The organism is Streptomyces sp. NPDC046465, from assembly GCF_040646035.1.
GTDB lineage: Bacteria > Actinomycetota > Actinomycetes > Streptomycetales > Streptomycetaceae > Streptomyces.
Window position 1 is genome coordinate 182,992 of record NZ_JBEYZK010000007.1, and the last position, 14,915, is coordinate 197,906.

The 14,915-nt window shown below is 71.7% G+C and carries 14 protein-coding genes; 8 read left to right on the top strand and 6 right to left on the bottom strand.

The window, feature by feature from the left end:
- Nucleotides 1-109: 109 nt before the first annotated feature.
- Nucleotides 110-1,660 carry a right-handed parallel beta-helix repeat-containing protein gene (locus ABZ953_RS13215; protein ID WP_361721465.1) on the top strand — a complete coding sequence of 517 codons (1,551 nt, stop codon included), beginning with the start codon at nucleotides 110-112 and terminating at the stop codon, nucleotides 1,658-1,660.
- On the opposite strand, the gene otsB is transcribed toward ABZ953_RS13215, so the two are convergent.
- Genes otsB through ABZ953_RS13230 form a run of 3 tightly spaced genes read right to left on the bottom strand, consistent with a single transcriptional unit; the run spans nucleotide 1,648 to nucleotide 4,055 of the window.
- Entirely contained in the window at nucleotides 1,648-2,520 is an 873-nt protein-coding gene (otsB, locus tag ABZ953_RS13220; protein WP_361721468.1) for a trehalose-phosphatase, read from the bottom strand. The two genes, ABZ953_RS13215 and otsB, sit on opposite strands and share 13 nt — an antisense overlap.
- A gap of 19 nt (nucleotides 2,521-2,539) precedes the next feature.
- A complete protein-coding gene (locus tag ABZ953_RS13225; RefSeq protein ID WP_361721471.1) occupies nucleotides 2,540-2,803 on the bottom strand; it encodes a DUF3263 domain-containing protein in 264 nt (87 codons plus the stop codon).
- A 34-nt stretch (nucleotides 2,804-2,837) separates the two neighbouring features.
- Nucleotides 2,838-4,055 carry an extracellular solute-binding protein gene (locus ABZ953_RS13230; protein ID WP_361721909.1) on the bottom strand — a complete coding sequence of 406 codons (1,218 nt, stop codon included), beginning with the start codon at nucleotides 4,053-4,055 and terminating at the stop codon, nucleotides 2,838-2,840.
- Nucleotides 4,056-4,343: 288 nt separating this feature from the next.
- Between ABZ953_RS13230 and ABZ953_RS13235 the strand changes: the two genes are divergently transcribed.
- From ABZ953_RS13235 to ABZ953_RS13255, 5 genes are all read left to right on the top strand, one after another.
- A complete protein-coding gene (locus ABZ953_RS13235; protein ID WP_361721474.1) occupies nucleotides 4,344-5,237 on the top strand; it encodes a sugar isomerase in 894 nt (297 codons plus the stop codon).
- Nucleotides 5,238-5,315: 78 nt separating this feature from the next.
- The gene (locus tag ABZ953_RS13240) at nucleotides 5,316-6,305 is read left to right on the top strand and encodes an ROK family protein (RefSeq protein ID WP_361721477.1); all 990 of its coding nucleotides are present in this window, start codon (nucleotides 5,316-5,318) and stop codon (nucleotides 6,303-6,305) included.
- Complete coding sequence (gene nagA, locus ABZ953_RS13245) at nucleotides 6,305-7,444, top strand: N-acetylglucosamine-6-phosphate deacetylase (protein WP_361721480.1); 1,140 nt, start codon at nucleotides 6,305-6,307, stop codon at nucleotides 7,442-7,444. The genes ABZ953_RS13240 and nagA overlap by 1 nt, the downstream gene beginning before the upstream one ends.
- 189 nt (nucleotides 7,445-7,633) lie before the next feature.
- A complete protein-coding gene (locus ABZ953_RS13250; protein WP_361721483.1) occupies nucleotides 7,634-8,572 on the top strand; it encodes a 1-phosphofructokinase family hexose kinase in 939 nt (312 codons plus the stop codon).
- 86 nt (nucleotides 8,573-8,658) lie between these two features.
- A complete protein-coding gene (locus ABZ953_RS13255; RefSeq protein ID WP_361721486.1) occupies nucleotides 8,659-9,507 on the top strand; it encodes a class II fructose-bisphosphate aldolase in 849 nt (282 codons plus the stop codon).
- A 76-nt stretch (nucleotides 9,508-9,583) separates the two neighbouring features.
- On the opposite strand, the gene ABZ953_RS13260 is transcribed toward ABZ953_RS13255, so the two are convergent.
- Both ABZ953_RS13260 and cdgB read right to left on the bottom strand, forming a co-directional pair.
- Nucleotides 9,584-10,606 (bottom strand): carbohydrate-binding protein, encoded by a 1,023-nt coding sequence (locus ABZ953_RS13260; RefSeq protein WP_361721489.1) that lies wholly within the window; start codon nucleotides 10,604-10,606, stop codon nucleotides 9,584-9,586.
- An 87-nt stretch (nucleotides 10,607-10,693) separates the two neighbouring features.
- Nucleotides 10,694-12,331: a diguanylate cyclase CdgB gene (gene cdgB / locus ABZ953_RS13265; RefSeq protein ID WP_361721492.1), complete on the bottom strand. Its 1,638-nt coding sequence runs from the start codon at nucleotides 12,329-12,331 to the stop codon at nucleotides 10,694-10,696.
- A gap of 516 nt (nucleotides 12,332-12,847) precedes the next feature.
- Here cdgB and ABZ953_RS13270 point away from each other — a divergent pair.
- Complete coding sequence (locus ABZ953_RS13270; protein WP_361721495.1) at nucleotides 12,848-13,366, top strand: flavin reductase family protein; 519 nt, start codon at nucleotides 12,848-12,850, stop codon at nucleotides 13,364-13,366.
- Nucleotides 13,367-13,507: 141 nt separating this feature from the next.
- On the opposite strand, the gene arfB is transcribed toward ABZ953_RS13270, so the two are convergent.
- A complete protein-coding gene (gene arfB / locus ABZ953_RS13275; RefSeq protein ID WP_361721498.1) occupies nucleotides 13,508-13,936 on the bottom strand; it encodes an alternative ribosome rescue aminoacyl-tRNA hydrolase ArfB in 429 nt (142 codons plus the stop codon).
- 237 nt (nucleotides 13,937-14,173) lie between these two features.
- Here arfB and ABZ953_RS13280 point away from each other — a divergent pair, with 237 nt between their 5' ends.
- Nucleotides 14,174-14,749, top strand: coding sequence for a TerD family protein (locus ABZ953_RS13280; RefSeq protein ID WP_361721501.1), 576 nt, complete (start codon nucleotides 14,174-14,176; stop codon nucleotides 14,747-14,749).
- Nucleotides 14,750-14,915: the final 166 nt, after the last annotated feature.

Here is a 14,915-nt window from a genome sequence, read left to right on the forward strand (position 1 = left end):
CACGGCAACCGAGTACGGCAACCGAGTACGGCGGAAGACCTCGGCCAGTCCAAGGACCGCTTCGGTTTGTCCATGGGCCCGGCGCGGGCACCGTCACTACGGTCCCCGCATGACCCTGCGCCGCAGCACGAGCATCGTGATCCTCACCGCTCTCGCCACCACCGGCGCGGCCGCGTCCCCCGCCGCCGCACAAACCGGCACCGCACAAACCGGCACCGCACGAACCGGCACCGCGTACTACGTCGACTGCGCCAAGGGCGACGACACCGCGCCCGGCACCTCCGCGAGCGCCGCGTGGCGCACCGTGGCCAAGGCGAGCGGGCACACCTTCGGCCCCGGCGACCGGCTCCTGCTCAAGCGGGGCACAAGCTGCACGGGGGTGCTGGCTCCCCAAGGTGCGGGTGCGGCCGGCGCCCCCGTGCGCATCGACGCGTACGGGAACAAGCGCCTGGCCAAGCCGCACATCGAGGCCAAGGGCGCCCGCGCCGCCCTGCACCTGGTCGACACCGAACAGTGGGAGATCCGGAACCTGGACCTCTCCAACACCGGCCCCGCCACCACCACCCGGCGCCGCGCCGGGCTCTACGTCCAGCTCACCGACTACGGCGTCGCCCACCACTTCGTCGTCGACGGCGTGGACGTGCACGACGTGAACGGCGCCGACTTCAAGGACCCCGACCCCTCCGGCGGCATCCTCTTCACCGTCCAAGGCACGGCGAGGCCCACCCGTTTCGACGGCGTGCGCGTGTCGGACTCCACCGTCCGCCACGTCGACCGCACCGGCATCGGCACCTCCTCCACCTGGGGCCGCGACGAAGAGGGCGCCAACTGGCTCTCCACCGGCGTGCGGTTCGAGCGGAACAAGGTGTACGACGTGGGCGGCGACGCGATCGTCGTGCAGAAGGCCCGGGGCGCGCTGGCCGAGCGCAACTACGTCGACGGCTTCAACATGCGCTCCGCCGGTTACAACGCGGGCCTGTGGGCGTGGCAGTCCGACGACGTCGTCTACCAGTACAACGAGGTCACGGGCGGCCACGGGACGCGCGACTCCATGGCGTACGACATCGACGGCGGCAACAACCGCAACGTCTACCGGTACAACTACAGCCACGACAACGAGGGCGGCTTCCTCCTCGTCTGCAACGCCGAGGACACCGTCAGCGATGGCAACCGCGTGCACGACAACATCAGCGTGAACGACCGCAACACCGCATCGCCGTACGGTGTGATCTCCGTGGTCTGCGGCGCCTCGACGGACACCCGGATCTACCGGAACACCGTCGTGACCAACCGCTCCGACACCGCCCTTGTCTCCAACAACGGACCCACCGGCGTCACCTTCCAGGACAACGTCTTCGTGGGCGCGCCCGGCGCGGGCTCCCCCATCAAGGACACGGTGAGCACCTTCACCGGCAACCTGTACTGGCACACCGCGCAGCCCCGCGACCCGGGCGCCGTCGTCGCCGACCCCCGGTTCGTCGACCCGGCCCCCGAAAAGCCCGGTGACGTACGCCTGCGGGAGGGCTCACCGGCGCGCGGCGCCGGGACGGGGACCGCAGACCCCGACGACCCCGACGACCCCGATGGCACGGAAGGCCACGACTACTTCGGCAACCCGATCCCCGACCCTCCCAACATCGGCGCCGATCAGGGCAGTTGAGCGCCGATCGCCGAAAGCAGCCGTACGACACCGGGCGGACCGTCCACCACCAGGTCGGCCCGCCCTGCCAGCTCCGTGACTTCCGTACTGCCGCTGCACACGAGGAGCCCCGCGACGCCGTCCGAGCGGAGCTTCTCCACCGCGCCGAAGGCCGGGAGATCGCCGAGGTCGTCGCCCGCGTAGAGGACGGACTCGGCGCCGACCTCGCGCAGATACTCCTCAAGGGCCACGCCCTTGTCCATGCCGGGCGGCCGCAACTCCAGGACCATGCGGCCCGGTTCGACGATCAGGCCGTGTCTGCCCGCCAGCTCGGCGAGCGGCTCGCGCAGCGCGTCGAAGGCCGCCTGCGGGTCCTCCGCGCGGCGCGTGTGGACGGCGACGGCCCGGCCCTTCTCCTCTATCCAGGAGCCCCGCCAGGCGTCGATCGCGTCGAGGAACCCGGGCAGCTCGGCACGGACCGCCGCGACCCCGGGGTGCGCTTCGGCGGCGTGCACGGTGCCGGTGACGGCGTCCCAGCGCTCGGCGCCGTAGTGCCCGAGGACCACGAGGTGCTCAAGGCCCGCCACGCCCGCGAAGCCGCCGTAGCGGACGGCGACGCCCGCGGGGCGGCCCGTGACCACGGCGACCGACCGCAGGCGCGGCGCGAGCGCGGCGAGCGCGGGCACGGCGTCGGGGTGGGCGCGGGCCTGCTCGGGGTCGGCCACGATCGGGGCGAGCGTGCCGTCGAAGTCCAGCGCGACGACGGCCCGTTCGGGCCGCGCGAGGAGTGCGGAGAGCCCGTCCCGCCCGGCAGGCGTCACGGGCTCGGGCAGGCCGGGGCGTCCGGGCCTGTCGGGCTGCGCGTACGTAGGGTCACCCATGGGCCCGACCTTAACGGCGTCAGCGCTCGTCGCGCCGTGACTCCCGCACCCGGCGCAGCCGATTGACCGTAATCGGGTCGTGGGCGAGCGCCCGAGCGTCGTCCAGGAGTGCGTTCAGTACCTGGTAGTAGCGCACCGGGACCATGCCGAGCTCCTCACGGATGGCGCGTTCCTTCGCGCCCGGGCCCGGCCACGAGCGGCGCTCCAGGGCGAGGACGGCGCGGTCGCGCTCGGAGAGCTCCGCCGGTTCCGGAGCGCTCACTCCAGCTTCCTGAGGATCCATGCGGACACGCTATGCCTCGCCCCACTCCGCTGCTCTACTCCGCGTTCTCCTCGGTGACCGCCCGGTTCTGGATGCCCTTGAGCACCGAGTCGGGGTTGCCGCCCTCCTGGACGGTCTTGCCGATGTCCTTCTTGATCTGCGCCGAGACCTCGGCCCAGGACGTCTTGCCCACCGGGTAGAGCTCCGACGTCGGGAGCTCGTCGAGGAACTTGCCCAGGGCCGTGTGGCCGCGGTCCTTGGCCATCGCCTGCGACGCGGACGTGGTCACCGGCAGGATGTCGTACTCGTTGGAGAAGTCGAGCACGTTCTTCTTGCTGTACACGTAGTCGAGGAACTTGCCGGCCTCCTTGCGGTGACCGTTCTGCTTGAACGCCATCATCCAGTCGGCGACGCCCATCGTGGCCTGCGCTTTGCCGTTGACGCCGGGCGCCGGCACCATGCCGAACTTCACGCCCTTCTTCGCCGCCATCTTCATCAGCGTCGGGTGGCCGTTGAGCATGCCGACCTCGCCGCGCGAGAACGCCGCGAACGCCTCGGCACGGTTCATCTCGCCGGGCGCCGTCGGGCCGGTCAGGCCCTCGCCGACGAGGTTGTCCCTGAGCCAGCCGAACGTCTTCGCGTTCTGCTTGGAGTCGATGTCGTACGAGCCGACGTTGTCGGTGTAACCGCCGCCGCCGCTGAGCATCCACATCAGCGTCTCGGCGGGCGCCTCCTCCGGGCCGAGCGGCAGCGCGTACGGGATCTTCACGCCGCGCGCCTTGAGCGCCTTCGCGTCCGCCTTCAGCTCGCTCCAGCTCTGCGGCGGGGTGAGGTTGGCGTCCTTGAAGAGCTTGGTGTTGTAGAAGAGCAGCCGGGTCGAGGAGGCGAACGGCATGCCGTACTGGATGCGGTTGACCTCGCCGGCGCGGGAGAGCGGGGCCAGGAAGTCCGCCTGGGTGGCGATCGAGAGGAGCTCGTCGGCCTCGTAGAGCTTGCCCTGCGCGGCGTAGTCGGCGTACGCGCCGATCTGCGCCAGGTCGGGGGCGTCGCCCTTCTTGACGCTCTCCTTGACCTCGCGGTCCACGTCGTTCCAGGAGTGGACGGTCACGTCGACCTTGATGCCGGGGTTCTCCTTCTCGAACCCCCGGGCCAGCTGGTCCCAGTACTTCTTGGAACTGTTCTCCGCGGAGTCGCCGTAGTCCGCGGCCACCAGCTTGAGGGTGACGTCGCCCGAGTCACCGGACCCGCCGCAGCCGGCGAGAACGCCCGCCATGCCCAGTACGGCCACCGCCGCGGTCAGTCCTGTCACGCGCCGCTGCACAGCTGTCCCACCCTCATTGCTTCCGCGTTCCGAGGCTTCTCGGCCTCAATGCCCTTGAACTGCGAGTTTCCCCCGAGTCCGGACACAAGGTCTACACCACCCGCATATCACTTGTGCAACGGCCTCCACAGCGGCCCCACCGGGCGGCCCGCCATTGCCGCGTCCGCCCGGCGGCTGCTATGCACGTCACGTTCATGCACAGCACGCCGGAAACCCCGCACTGACGAGGAGCCTCGCCGCATGTCGCGTACCGCAGCAGAAATAGCCACCCAGCCCGCCTGCTGGACACGGGCGGTGGAGGCGGCCGCCTCCTTCGACGGGCTGCCGGAGCCCGGCGAGCGGGTCGCCGTCACCGGATGCGGGACATCGTGGTTCATGGCCATCGCGTACGCGGCGCTGCGCGAGGCCGCCGGTCTCGGCGAGACGGACGCCTTCGCGTCCTCCGAGTTCCCCGCCGGACGGTCCTACGACCGGGTCGTCGCGATCACCCGCTCCGGTACGACGACGGAGGTCCTGGAACTCCTCACCCGGCTCAAGGGCACGGTCCCGACCCTCGCGCTGACCGCCGACCCCAAGACCCCCGTCATGGACGCGGCGGACGCCGTCGCGGTCCTGGACTGGGCCGACGAGGAGTCGGTGGTCCAGACCCGCTTCGCCACGACCGCCCTCGCCTTCCTGCGGGCCGGGCTCGGTGACATCCCCGGCATGAAGACGGTGGCCGAGGCGGCCGTCGACGCGGAGCTCGCGGTGACCGAGCCGCTGCCCGCGGCGGTCGTCGGCGCGGAGCAGTGGACGTTCCTCGGGCGCGGCTGGACGTACGGGCTCGCGCTTGAAGCGGCACTGAAGATGCGGGAGGCCGCGGGCGCGTGGACGGAGTCCTACCCGGCGATGGAGTACCGCCACGGCCCCATCTCCATCACCGGCCCCGGCCGGGTCACCTGGATGTTCGGCACCCTGCCCGACGGTCTCGCCGGTGACGTGGCCCGCGTCGGCGGCGAACTGGTCGCCCGGCAGGAGGCCGACCCGCTGGCCGACCTCGTCCGCGCGCAGCGCCTCGCCGTGGCCCTGGCGGAGTCCCGCGGCTACGACCCGGACCGCCCCCGAAACCTCACCCGCAGCGTGATCCTGCCCTGACCTCGCGGGCTCCCCGCTAAAAGAGACACCCCGGAGTGGACTAGACCTCTCACGGGGTGACGCGCGAGACTGTCCCCCGTGAGACACGTCATCGCCCTCGATGTGGGCGGCACCGGAATGAAGGCCGCCCTGGTAGGGGCGGACGGCGCCCTGCTGCACGAGGCGCGCCGGCCCACTGGCCGCGAGCGGGGCGCCGACGCCGTCGTGGAGTCCATCCTCGACTTCGCCGCGGACCTCCGCGCACTCGGCATCGACCGCTTCGGCGAACCCGCCGCCGCGGCCGGCGTCGCCGTCCCCGGCATCGTCGACGCCGAGCACGGCATCGCGGTGTACGCGGCCAACCTCGGCTGGCACGACGTCCCCCTGCGGGAGCTCCTCAGCACCCGCCTGGAGGGCGTCCCCGTGGCCCTGGGCCACGACGTCCGCACGGGGGGCCTCGCGGAGGGGCGGCTCGGCGCGGGCAAGGACGCCGACCGGTTCCTGTTCGTCCCCCTGGGCACCGGCATCGCGGGCGCCATCGGCATCGGCGGCGCCATCGAGCCGGGCGCCCATGGCTCGGCCGGCGAGATCGGCCACATCGTCGTACGGCCCGGCGGCCCGCCCTGCGGCTGCGGCCAGTACGGCTGCCTGGAGCGCCTGGCCTCCGCGTCCGCGGTGAGCAAGGCGTGGGCCGAGGCGAGCGGCGACCCGGAGGCGGACGCCGCGGACTGCGCGAAGGCCGTGGAGTCGGGCGACCCGCGGGCCCAGGAGGTCTGGCGGAACGCCGTCGACGCCCTGGCCGACGGCCTCCTCACCGCCCTCACTCTGCTGGACCCGCACACGCTGATCATCGGTGGCGGTCTCGCCGAGGCCGGGGAAACGTTGTTCACGCCGCTGCGGGCCGCTGTCACGGCACGCATCGTGCAGTTCCAGACTCTGCCGGAGATCGTCCCCGCGGCCCTCGGCGACACCGCCGGATGCCTGGGCGCGGGCCTGCTCGCCTGGGACCTCGTCGGCGGAAAGAACGACGAAAAGAACGACGGGAAGACCGTCGACCGGAAATCCGACCCCACGGAGGTAGCCACCTGATGGCCACTAGCAAGGTTCTCGCCGGTGCCCAGGTGGTACTGCCCACCGGGACCGTCACGAACGGCCGAGTGATCGTCGACGGCGCCCGTATCGCGGGGGCTCCCGCCGCGGACGCCGAGACCGTCGACCTCACCGGCCACTGGGTCGTCCCCGGCTTCGTCGACATCCACAACCACGGCGGCGGCGGCGCGTCCTTCACGTCGGGCACCGTCGAGGACGTCCTCAAGGGCATCCACACCCACCGCCTGCACGGCACGACCACCGTCGTCGCCTCCACCGTCACCGGCGAGATGGGCTTCCTCGCCCAGCGCGCCGGAGTGCTCAGCGAACTCGCCGAGCAGGGCGACCTCGCGGGCATCCACTTCGAGGGCCCGTTCATCTCCCCGTGCCGCAAGGGCGCGCACAGCGAGGGCCTGCTGCGGCACCCCGACCCGGCCGACGTGCGCAAGCTGATGGACGCGGCGCGCGGCCAGGCGAAGATGTTCACGCTGGCCACCGAACTCCCCGGCGGCATCGACTCCGTGCGGCTCCTCGCCGAGCACGGCGTGATCGCGGCGATCGGCCACACCGACGCCACGTACGAGCAGACGGTCGAGGCCATCGACGCGGGCGCCACCGTCGCCACGCACCTGTTCAACGCCATGCCGGGCCTCGGCCACCGCGTCCCGGGGCCGATCGCCGCCCTCCTGGAGGACGAGCGGATCACCGTCGAGCTGATCAACGACGGCACCCATCTCCACCCCGCCTCCTTCGAGCTGGCCTTCCACCACGCGGGCGCGTCCCGCGTCGCGCTGATCACCGACGCGATGGACGCGGCGGGCTTCGGCGACGGCCGCTACATGCTCGGCCCGCTGGAGGTCGAGGTGAAGGACAGCGTGGCGCGGCTCGTCGAGGGCGGTTCGATCGCGGGCTCCACCCTCACCCAGGACCGCGCGTTCAAGCGCTCGGTGACCGTCGACGGTCTTTCCGTCGAGGAGACCGTCCGCGCGATCTCCGTGAACCCGGCGCGGCTCCTCGGCCAGTACGACAGGATCGGCTCCCTGGAGCCGGGCAAGGACGCGGACCTGGTGGTCCTGGACGCGGCCTTCGACCTCAAGGGCGTGATGCGCAAGGGCGAATGGGTGGTTGAGCCCTTTTAGCCCCCGTATCAGTCCCCCGTAGCCCGCGTAGACCCGTGAAACACAAGGCGGTTGGCCCTCACCCCTGGGCCAACCGCCTTCCGTTTGGCATGATCAGAATCCTGAAGAGGCCGGTGGCAACGCCGGTGGCAAGGTATTCGGCAAGGCACGCAGCAAGGTACTCGGCAAGGCACTTCTGGGGTGGCACGAATGATCATCACCGTCACACTGAACGCCGCCCTCGACCTCACCTACCGCGTCCCCGCCCTCACCCCGCACGCCTCGCACCGCGTCACCGAAGTGACCGAACGCCCCGGCGGCAAGGGCCTGAACGTCGCCCGCGTGCTCGCCGCCATCGGCCACGACGTGACGGTCACCGGCTTCGCTGGCGGCGACACCGGCCGCACCCTGCACGAGCGCCTCGCCGGTGAACCGCGCGTCACGGACGCGCTCGCCCCGGTCGCGGGCGCCACCCGCCGCACCCTCGCCGTGGTCGACGCGACGACCGGCGACACCACCCAGCTCAACGAGCCGGGGCCGACCGTCACGCCCGCCGAATGGGCCGCGTTCCTGGACTCCTACACGGAGTTGGTGCACCGAGCGGGCACGGCCGCGGTCGCGCTCTGCGGCAGCCTGCCGCCCGGCGTGCCCGTCGGGGCGTACGCCCTGCTCGTACGGGCCGCACGGACCGCCCGCGTCCCGGTCCTGCTCGACACCAGCGGCGAACCGCTGCGCCGTGGCGTCGCCGCCCGCCCCGACATCGTCAAGCCCAACGCCGACGAGCTCGCCGAGCTGACCGGCTCCCACGAGCCCGCCCAGGCCATCCGCGATGCCCGCCGCAGGGGCGCGCACGCCGTGATCGCCTCGCTCGGCGCCGAAGGGCTGGTCGCGGTGACGCCGGACGGCACCTGGCAGGCGCGGCCCCCGGAGCGGGTGCGCGGCAACCCGACCGGCGCCGGCGACTCGGCGGTCGCGGGGCTGCTCTCCGGGCTCGCCGAACACCTGCCGTGGCCCGACCGCCTGGCCCGTGCCGTGGCGCTGTCGGCGGCGACGGTGGCGGCGCCGGTGGCGGGCGAGTTCGACCCCGCCACGTACGACGAACTGCTGCCGCGGGTCGAGGTCGCCGCGACGGGGCCCGCAGCCACGTAGAGCCGTACACAGCCTCCACAGGCCCGTACGCAGAGCCGTATCCGCACCGCGCAACGGGGCGCAGCGCCCCGGGAATTGGGGAGCACGTGCCACTGGTCAGCACCGGAGAACTCGTCACGGAGGCGCGTGGGGCCGGGCACGGCGTCGCCGCGTTCAACGTCATCACCCTGGAGCACGCGGAGGCGGTCGCGCTGGGCGCGGAGCGGGCCGGGGCCCCCGCGATCCTGCAGATATCCGAGAACGCGGTGAAGTTCCACGGCGGCCGCCCGACCGCCATCGCGGCGGCGACGGCAGCGGTGGCCCGCGCATCCTCCGCACGGCTCTCCCTCCACCTCGACCACGTGACGGACCCCGAACTGCTGCGCGCCGCGCACCCGGAGGGCTTCAGCTCCGTCATGTTCGACGCGTCGAAGCTGGCGTACGGCGACAACGTGAAGGCGACGGCGGACGCGGTCCGCTGGGGGCGCGAGCGCGGCATCTGGATCGAGGCCGAGCTCGGCGAGGTGGGCGGCAAGGAGGGTGAGGCGCCGCTCGACGCGCACGCGCCGGGGGTGCGGACGGATGCCGGGGAGGCGGTCGCGTACGTCGCGGAGACGGGCGTCGACGCCCTCGCGGTGGCGGTGGGCTCCTCGCACGCGATGACGGAGCGCACGGCGGCCCTGGACCACGAGTTGATCGCGTCCCTCGCGGCCGCCGTGCCCGTACCGCTCGTGCTGCACGGCTCAAGTGGCGTACCGGACAACGAGATCCGGCGGGCCATCGCCTCCGGCATGGTGAAGATCAACGTGGGCACGGCCCTCAACACGGCGTTCACCGGCGAGGTCCGCGCCTACCTGAACGCCCATGAGAAGGGCGTCGACCCCCGGAAATACCTCGTCCCGGCTCGCGAGGCGATGGCCGGGACGGTGGCGGGTTTCCTGGGGCTGCTGAAGTAGCCCGGGTTTCCTGGGGCTGCTGAAGTAGCCCCAGGAGTGAAGGTGGCCGCAAGCCTCAAGGGGGGCGCTGGGAGCGTCAGCCCTCGCTGCCCGCCTCCTTGAGCCACATCTGGTCGATGTTCGCTCCGGTCGTCCCGCACAGGTCACTCTGGGCGCAGGTGAGCGTGACCGTGTTGGTGCCCTTGGTGAGCTGGACCAGCGCCCAGGTGTGCGTCCAGCCCTTCTCCCAGTCGCCTTCCGGCCCGCCGGAGAAGTTCTCCATGTTCAGGGGGCGGGTCTGCTTCTTGCCGTTGACGAGGATCGTGGCGTTGGAGTTCTTGCCGGGGACGCCGTAGTTGACCCACAGCTTGTACGAGCCGGCCTTGGGGATGCCGTTGACGGTCCACGTCACCTGGGCGCCGACCTTGTCGAACCCGGCCACGTACGTCCCGCCCGCGGCCTTGGCGCCTTCGACGTCGGACGCCGTGGACGTGCCGCCCTCCAGCTTGAGGGCCTTCGCGTCCGTCTGCGGCAGCTCGGCCTTCTTCTCGGGCTTCTTCTCCGGCTTCTCGCTGGGCTTGACGGACTCGGCCTGCGACGGCTTGCCGCCCGCGCCCGTGTCGCCGCCCTTGTCGTCGTCGTTGCCGGTGACCACGGCGGCGATGATGCCCACCGCGACGACCGCCACCACGGCGACCGCGCCGATCAGCAGCCCCTTGGTGTTGGGCCCCCGGCCCCGGCCGCCGCCCGCGGGCGCGTACTGCGGCGACGCGACGGGGGCGCCGCCGGGCTGGGCCTCGGGGGCGGTGTAGTGGGCGTTCGGCTGCCCGTAGCCCTGCTGACCGTGCTGGCCGTGCTGGCCTTGCTGACCCTGCTGCTGCGGGACCTGCTGGCCGTACGCCTGCTGGCCGCCGTAGGTCTGCTGGCCGTACGCCGGACGCCGGTCGCCGACCGCCCGCACGTGGTTGTACGAGGAGCGGGGACCCGGGTACCCGTATCCGCCGCCGCCGCTGGGCGGGGTCGCTCCGGCCGCCTGTCCGTCCTCATACAGGTAGCCGAACGGATCGTCGTCGCCCTGCGGCGCGCTCGGCGTGTTCTCGCCGTTATTGCCGGGCGTCATTCCCAGGTCACTCCCTCACATCGCTGACGCGGGGAGCCTACCCGGTCCACACGGGCCCAAGGGGTGGCGTCGGCCTCATCCAGGCCGCTATCCGGCCCGCCGGTGCTGTTTGGCACGGGACCGTTTCTCCACGTACATCCGCTGGTCGGCGGAGTGCAACACTTCGTCCGCCGACATCCCGCAGTGCGCCCAGCCGATGCCGAAACTGGCCCCTACGCGGACTGCCCTGCCGTCGACGCGGATCGGCGGGATGATGCCGTTCCGCAGCCGGACGGCGAGGTCCTGGGCGTCGGCGCGGCCGAGCCCGTCGGCGAGGACGACGAACTCGTCGCCGCCGAGCCGCGCCACGGTGTCCCCGTCCCTGACCGCGTGGGTGAGGCGGCGGGCGACCTCGATGAGGACGGCGTCGCCGGTGTGGTGGCCGAACCTGTCGTTGATCGACTTGAAGCCGTCGAGGTCGCAGAAGAGGACGGCGAGACCCTTGGTTCCGTCGTCCACGTCGCCGTCGCCGCCCTCGGGGGCGACGGTGTGCACGTGGTGGTCGAACCCGTCGTCCGGCTGGTGCGCGGCGGGCCCGAAGTCGAAGCCGTGCTCGTACGCGGCGTCGAGGGAGTCCACGGCGCTGGGCTGGCCCGCGTGGGGCCTGCGACAGAGACGGGCGCTGAGCCGGGCGCGCAGCTCGGCGGAGTTGGGCAGGCCGGTGAGGGAGTCGTGGCTGGCCCGGTGGGCGAGCTGGAGCTCGCGGCGCTTGCGCTCCTCGATGTCCTCGACGTGCGTGAGCAGGAAGCGGGGCCCGTCGGCGGCGTCCGCGACGACGGAGTTGCGCAGCGACACCCATACGTACGTGCCGTCGCGCCGCGCGAGCCGCAGCTCGGCGCGGCCGCCCTCGGCGGAGGTGCGCAGGAGCGTCCCGATGTCCTCGGGATGCACGAGGTCGGAGAAGGAGTAGCGCCGCATGGCGGAGGCGGGCCTGCCGAGGAGGCGGCAGAGCGCGTCGTTCGTACGCAGGATCCGCCCGTGCTGGTCGCCGCCCATCTCGGCGATGGCCATGCCGGACGGCGCGTACTCGAAGGCCTGCCGGAAGCTTTCCTCGCTGGCCCGCAGTGCCTGCTGTTCCCGCTCCAGGCGGACCAGGGCGCGCTGCATGTTGGCCCGGAGGCGGGCGTTGCTGATCGCGATGGCGGCCTGGAAGGCGTACATCTGCAGGGCCTCGCGGCCCCAGGCGCCGGGCCTGCGGCCGTTGCGCGGCCGGTCCACGGAGATCACGCCGAGCAGTTCGCCGCCGGCCGCGCCGGTCGCGTACATGGGGGCGAAGAGGCGGTCGGAGGGGTGCCACTCGTCCTCGAAGCGGGGCTCGGGTCCTTCGGTGTACCACTGCGGGACGTCGTCGTCGTCGAGGACCCAGCCCTCGGTGTACGAGATGAAGCGCAGGGCGCCCCAGGCCTCACCCATGGCGAGGCGGCGCTCCCAGGCGTCGCGCGAGCCGACGCGGCCGGTGATGAGGGCCTCGGCGGAGGAGTTGCCCGCGAAGGCGGCGACGACGAGATCGCCGTCCGGGCGCACGAGATTGACACACGCCAGCTCATAGCCAAGGCCGTTGACGACGCCGTCGGCGACGGTCTGCAGCGTGTCCGCCAGGCTCCGGGCCGTATTCAGCTCCGCTACCACCTGGTGCAGCTGCCGCAGGGTCGCAAGACGGACGTACGGCTCCGACTCGGTCTCCATGCTCGTTCTCCCCGAGACCTCGACAGCAACTCCAGGATGCGCAGCGCCCGCAGTGATTCCGTGCCCGTGCCCGTACTTCGTGCCCGTGCCCGTACTTCGTGCCCGTACTTCGTGTGGCAGTGGCTCTTCTGTGCCCTTGTGCCTTTGGTGCCCTCAGTGTCTTATTGCCACCGTCACTGAATCACAGCGAGCTGCTCACTCGGTACACAGGGTCAACAAAATATGGCTCCTGTGAGTCAAGTCACAGATGGGAAGCCGCCGTTGGTCCAGTCCCTTGGACTAGTCCACCGCGTGGGCGGCACTGCGTGCCAGGCCTGGTCGGTGGGCCCGGCGCGGGCCTGGCATTGGCCGGGCACCCGGCCGTCGGACCTTCGGACCTAGGACCGATCTGGGCCCACAGCCCGATGTTTTGGGCGGTGCGCACGGGCTAGCTTCGATGACGTGGCTCATGTACTCAAGACCTTCCCGGCCCCGCCTTCCCCACGCCACCCGTCATCGGGTGGGCATGCTGACGGTGTGAGCAACGACGAGTTCCGTGCGGCGATGTCCCGGCTGGCCGCGGGCGTGGTCCTGGTGACGGCGCGCGAGCCCGGCCTGGACCCGGACGACCCGAGCGCCCCGATGGGCGAGGACGTGGGCATGACGGCCACGGCCTTCCTCTCCGTCTCCCTCGACCCGCCCCTGGTCATGGTGAGCCTGCGCGAGGGCTCCCGCATGGACGACCTGCTCGCCGAGCAGCCGCTGTGGGCGGTCTCGGTCCTGGCCGAGAGCCAGCGCCACATCGCGGGCCGCTTCGCCATGAAGGGCCGCATCAGCGACCGCCTGCTCTTCGAGGACATCCCGTACGCGCGGGGCGCGGCGTCGGGCGCTCCGCTGGTCGGCGGCGCCCTCTCGACACTGGAGTGCCGCACGGAACAGACGGTGACGGCGGGCGACCACACGCTGGTGATCGGCCGGGTCCTGACCGCGTCGCTCCCGAGCGGGGAGGGTGGCCCCCTGCTGTACTTCCGGGGCCGCTATCGCCAGCTGGGCTGACCCCGCCCCGTCAGGGGCTCGGGGAACGGCGCGAGCAACCACGAAATGAGCCGCAGCCGCGACTGCCGGGATCCCGGCAGATGCGGCTGCGGCTTGTTCGTGGCCGGCCGCGCCCTTCCCCGCGCCCCTGACGGGGCGGGGTCAGCCCCACCCCTGCCCCGACCGCCCCCGCTTCGTCTCGCTGCGCGCCTTCTTCGTCCGCAGACGCCGCTCATTGATCCCGCGAGGGATCTTCGTGGCGCGTCGCGGCTTGGGCGGCGGGCCGGTGGCCTCGGCGAGCAGGGAGGCGAGCCGGGTGGCGGCCATCTCCCGGTTCCGCCACTGGGACCGGTGCTCGCTCGCCCGCACGCTGACGACGCCGTCGACGAGCCGGGAGGCCAGGCGCTCCAGGGCGCGCTGTTTCCACACATCGGGGAGCGCGTCGGTGTTCGCGAGGTCGAACCGCAGCTCGACCTGGGAGTCGCTGGTGTTGACGTGCTGCCCGCCCGGCCCGGACGACCGCGAGAAACGCCACATGAGCTCGGCCTCCGGCAGGGAGACCGAACCGCGGATTACATAGGGACCGGACATGCCTCCATGGTCCCGCGCCTGTCGGGCTCACGTCACGCTCTTTTTCCCGGGGCGCGAAGCCGGGCGCGAAACCGGGGCGCGAAAAGAGGCGAGTAAAGAAAGTAAAGCCAAGTGGAACCTTGGGGACCCCGGTCGGCGTTGGTAGGAGTGAAGGTAGCTTCGTCCCCAGTACGAAGCCCGTACGCACTGCCCGCACAGGGCGGCGGTGCGTCGTAACGAGGGAAGGGACTCCCAACAATGGCAGTAAGCCTGTCCAAGGGTGGCAACGTCTCGCTCACCAAGGAGGCTCCGGGCCTGACCGCCGTCACCGTGGGGCTCGGCTGGGACGTCCGCACCACCACTGGCACCGACTTCGACCTGGACGCCTCCGCGATCGCGGTGAACACGCAGGGCAAGGTCTTCTCCGACCAGCACTTCGTCTTCTTCAACAACAAGGCGACGCCGGACCAGACCATCGTCCACACCGGTGACAACGTCACCGGCCAGGGCGAGGGCGACGACGAGCAGATCAACGTGAACCTCGAGGGCCTGCCGGCCGACATCGAGAAGATCGTCTTCCCGGTCTCGATCTACGACGCCGAGAACCGCTCGCAGAACTTCGGCCAGGTCCGCAACGCGTACATCCGCATCCTCAACCAGGCGGGTGGCACGGAGATCGCGCGTTACGACCTCTCCGAGGACGCCGCCACCGAGACCGCCATGGTCTTCGGCGAGCTGTACCGCAACGGCGCGGAGTGGAAGTTCCGCGCCGTCGGCCAGGGCTACGCCTCGGGCCTGACCGGCATCGCGCAGGACTTCGGCGTGAACGTCTGACGTGAACGTCTCACGTGGACGTCTCACGTGGACGTCTCACGTGGACGTCTCACGTGGACGTCTGACGTGAACGTCTGAGACGACGTGACCGACTGACACACCGGAGGGCCCCGACGGCAGTTGCCGCCGGGGCCCTCTGTCGCACCCCCTGCCCCCTGCACCGCCC

Coding starts and splice junctions, on each gene's coding strand:
- ABZ953_RS13215 (WP_361721465.1), top strand. CDS start 110: ATGACCCTGCGCCGCAGCACGAGCATCGTGATCCTCACCGCTCTCGCC.
- otsB (WP_361721468.1), bottom strand. CDS start 2,520: ATGGGTGACCCTACGTACGCGCAGCCCGACAGGCCCGGACGCCCCGGC.
- ABZ953_RS13225 (WP_361721471.1), bottom strand. CDS start 2,803: ATGGATCCTCAGGAAGCTGGAGTGAGCGCTCCGGAACCGGCGGAGCTC.
- ABZ953_RS13230 (WP_361721909.1), bottom strand. CDS start 4,055: ATGGCGGGCGTTCTCGCCGGCTGCGGCGGGTCCGGTGACTCGGGCGAC.
- ABZ953_RS13235 (WP_361721474.1), top strand. CDS start 4,344: ATGTCGCGTACCGCAGCAGAAATAGCCACCCAGCCCGCCTGCTGGACA.
- nagA (WP_361721480.1), top strand. CDS start 6,305: ATGGCCACTAGCAAGGTTCTCGCCGGTGCCCAGGTGGTACTGCCCACC.
- ABZ953_RS13250 (WP_361721483.1), top strand. CDS start 7,634: ATGATCATCACCGTCACACTGAACGCCGCCCTCGACCTCACCTACCGC.
- ABZ953_RS13260 (WP_361721489.1), bottom strand. CDS start 10,606: ATGACGCCCGGCAATAACGGCGAGAACACGCCGAGCGCGCCGCAGGGC.
- cdgB (WP_361721492.1), bottom strand. CDS start 12,331: ATGGAGACCGAGTCGGAGCCGTACGTCCGTCTTGCGACCCTGCGGCAG.
- arfB (WP_361721498.1), bottom strand. CDS start 13,936: ATGTCCGGTCCCTATGTAATCCGCGGTTCGGTCTCCCTGCCGGAGGCC.
- ABZ953_RS13280 (WP_361721501.1), top strand. CDS start 14,174: ATGGCAGTAAGCCTGTCCAAGGGTGGCAACGTCTCGCTCACCAAGGAG.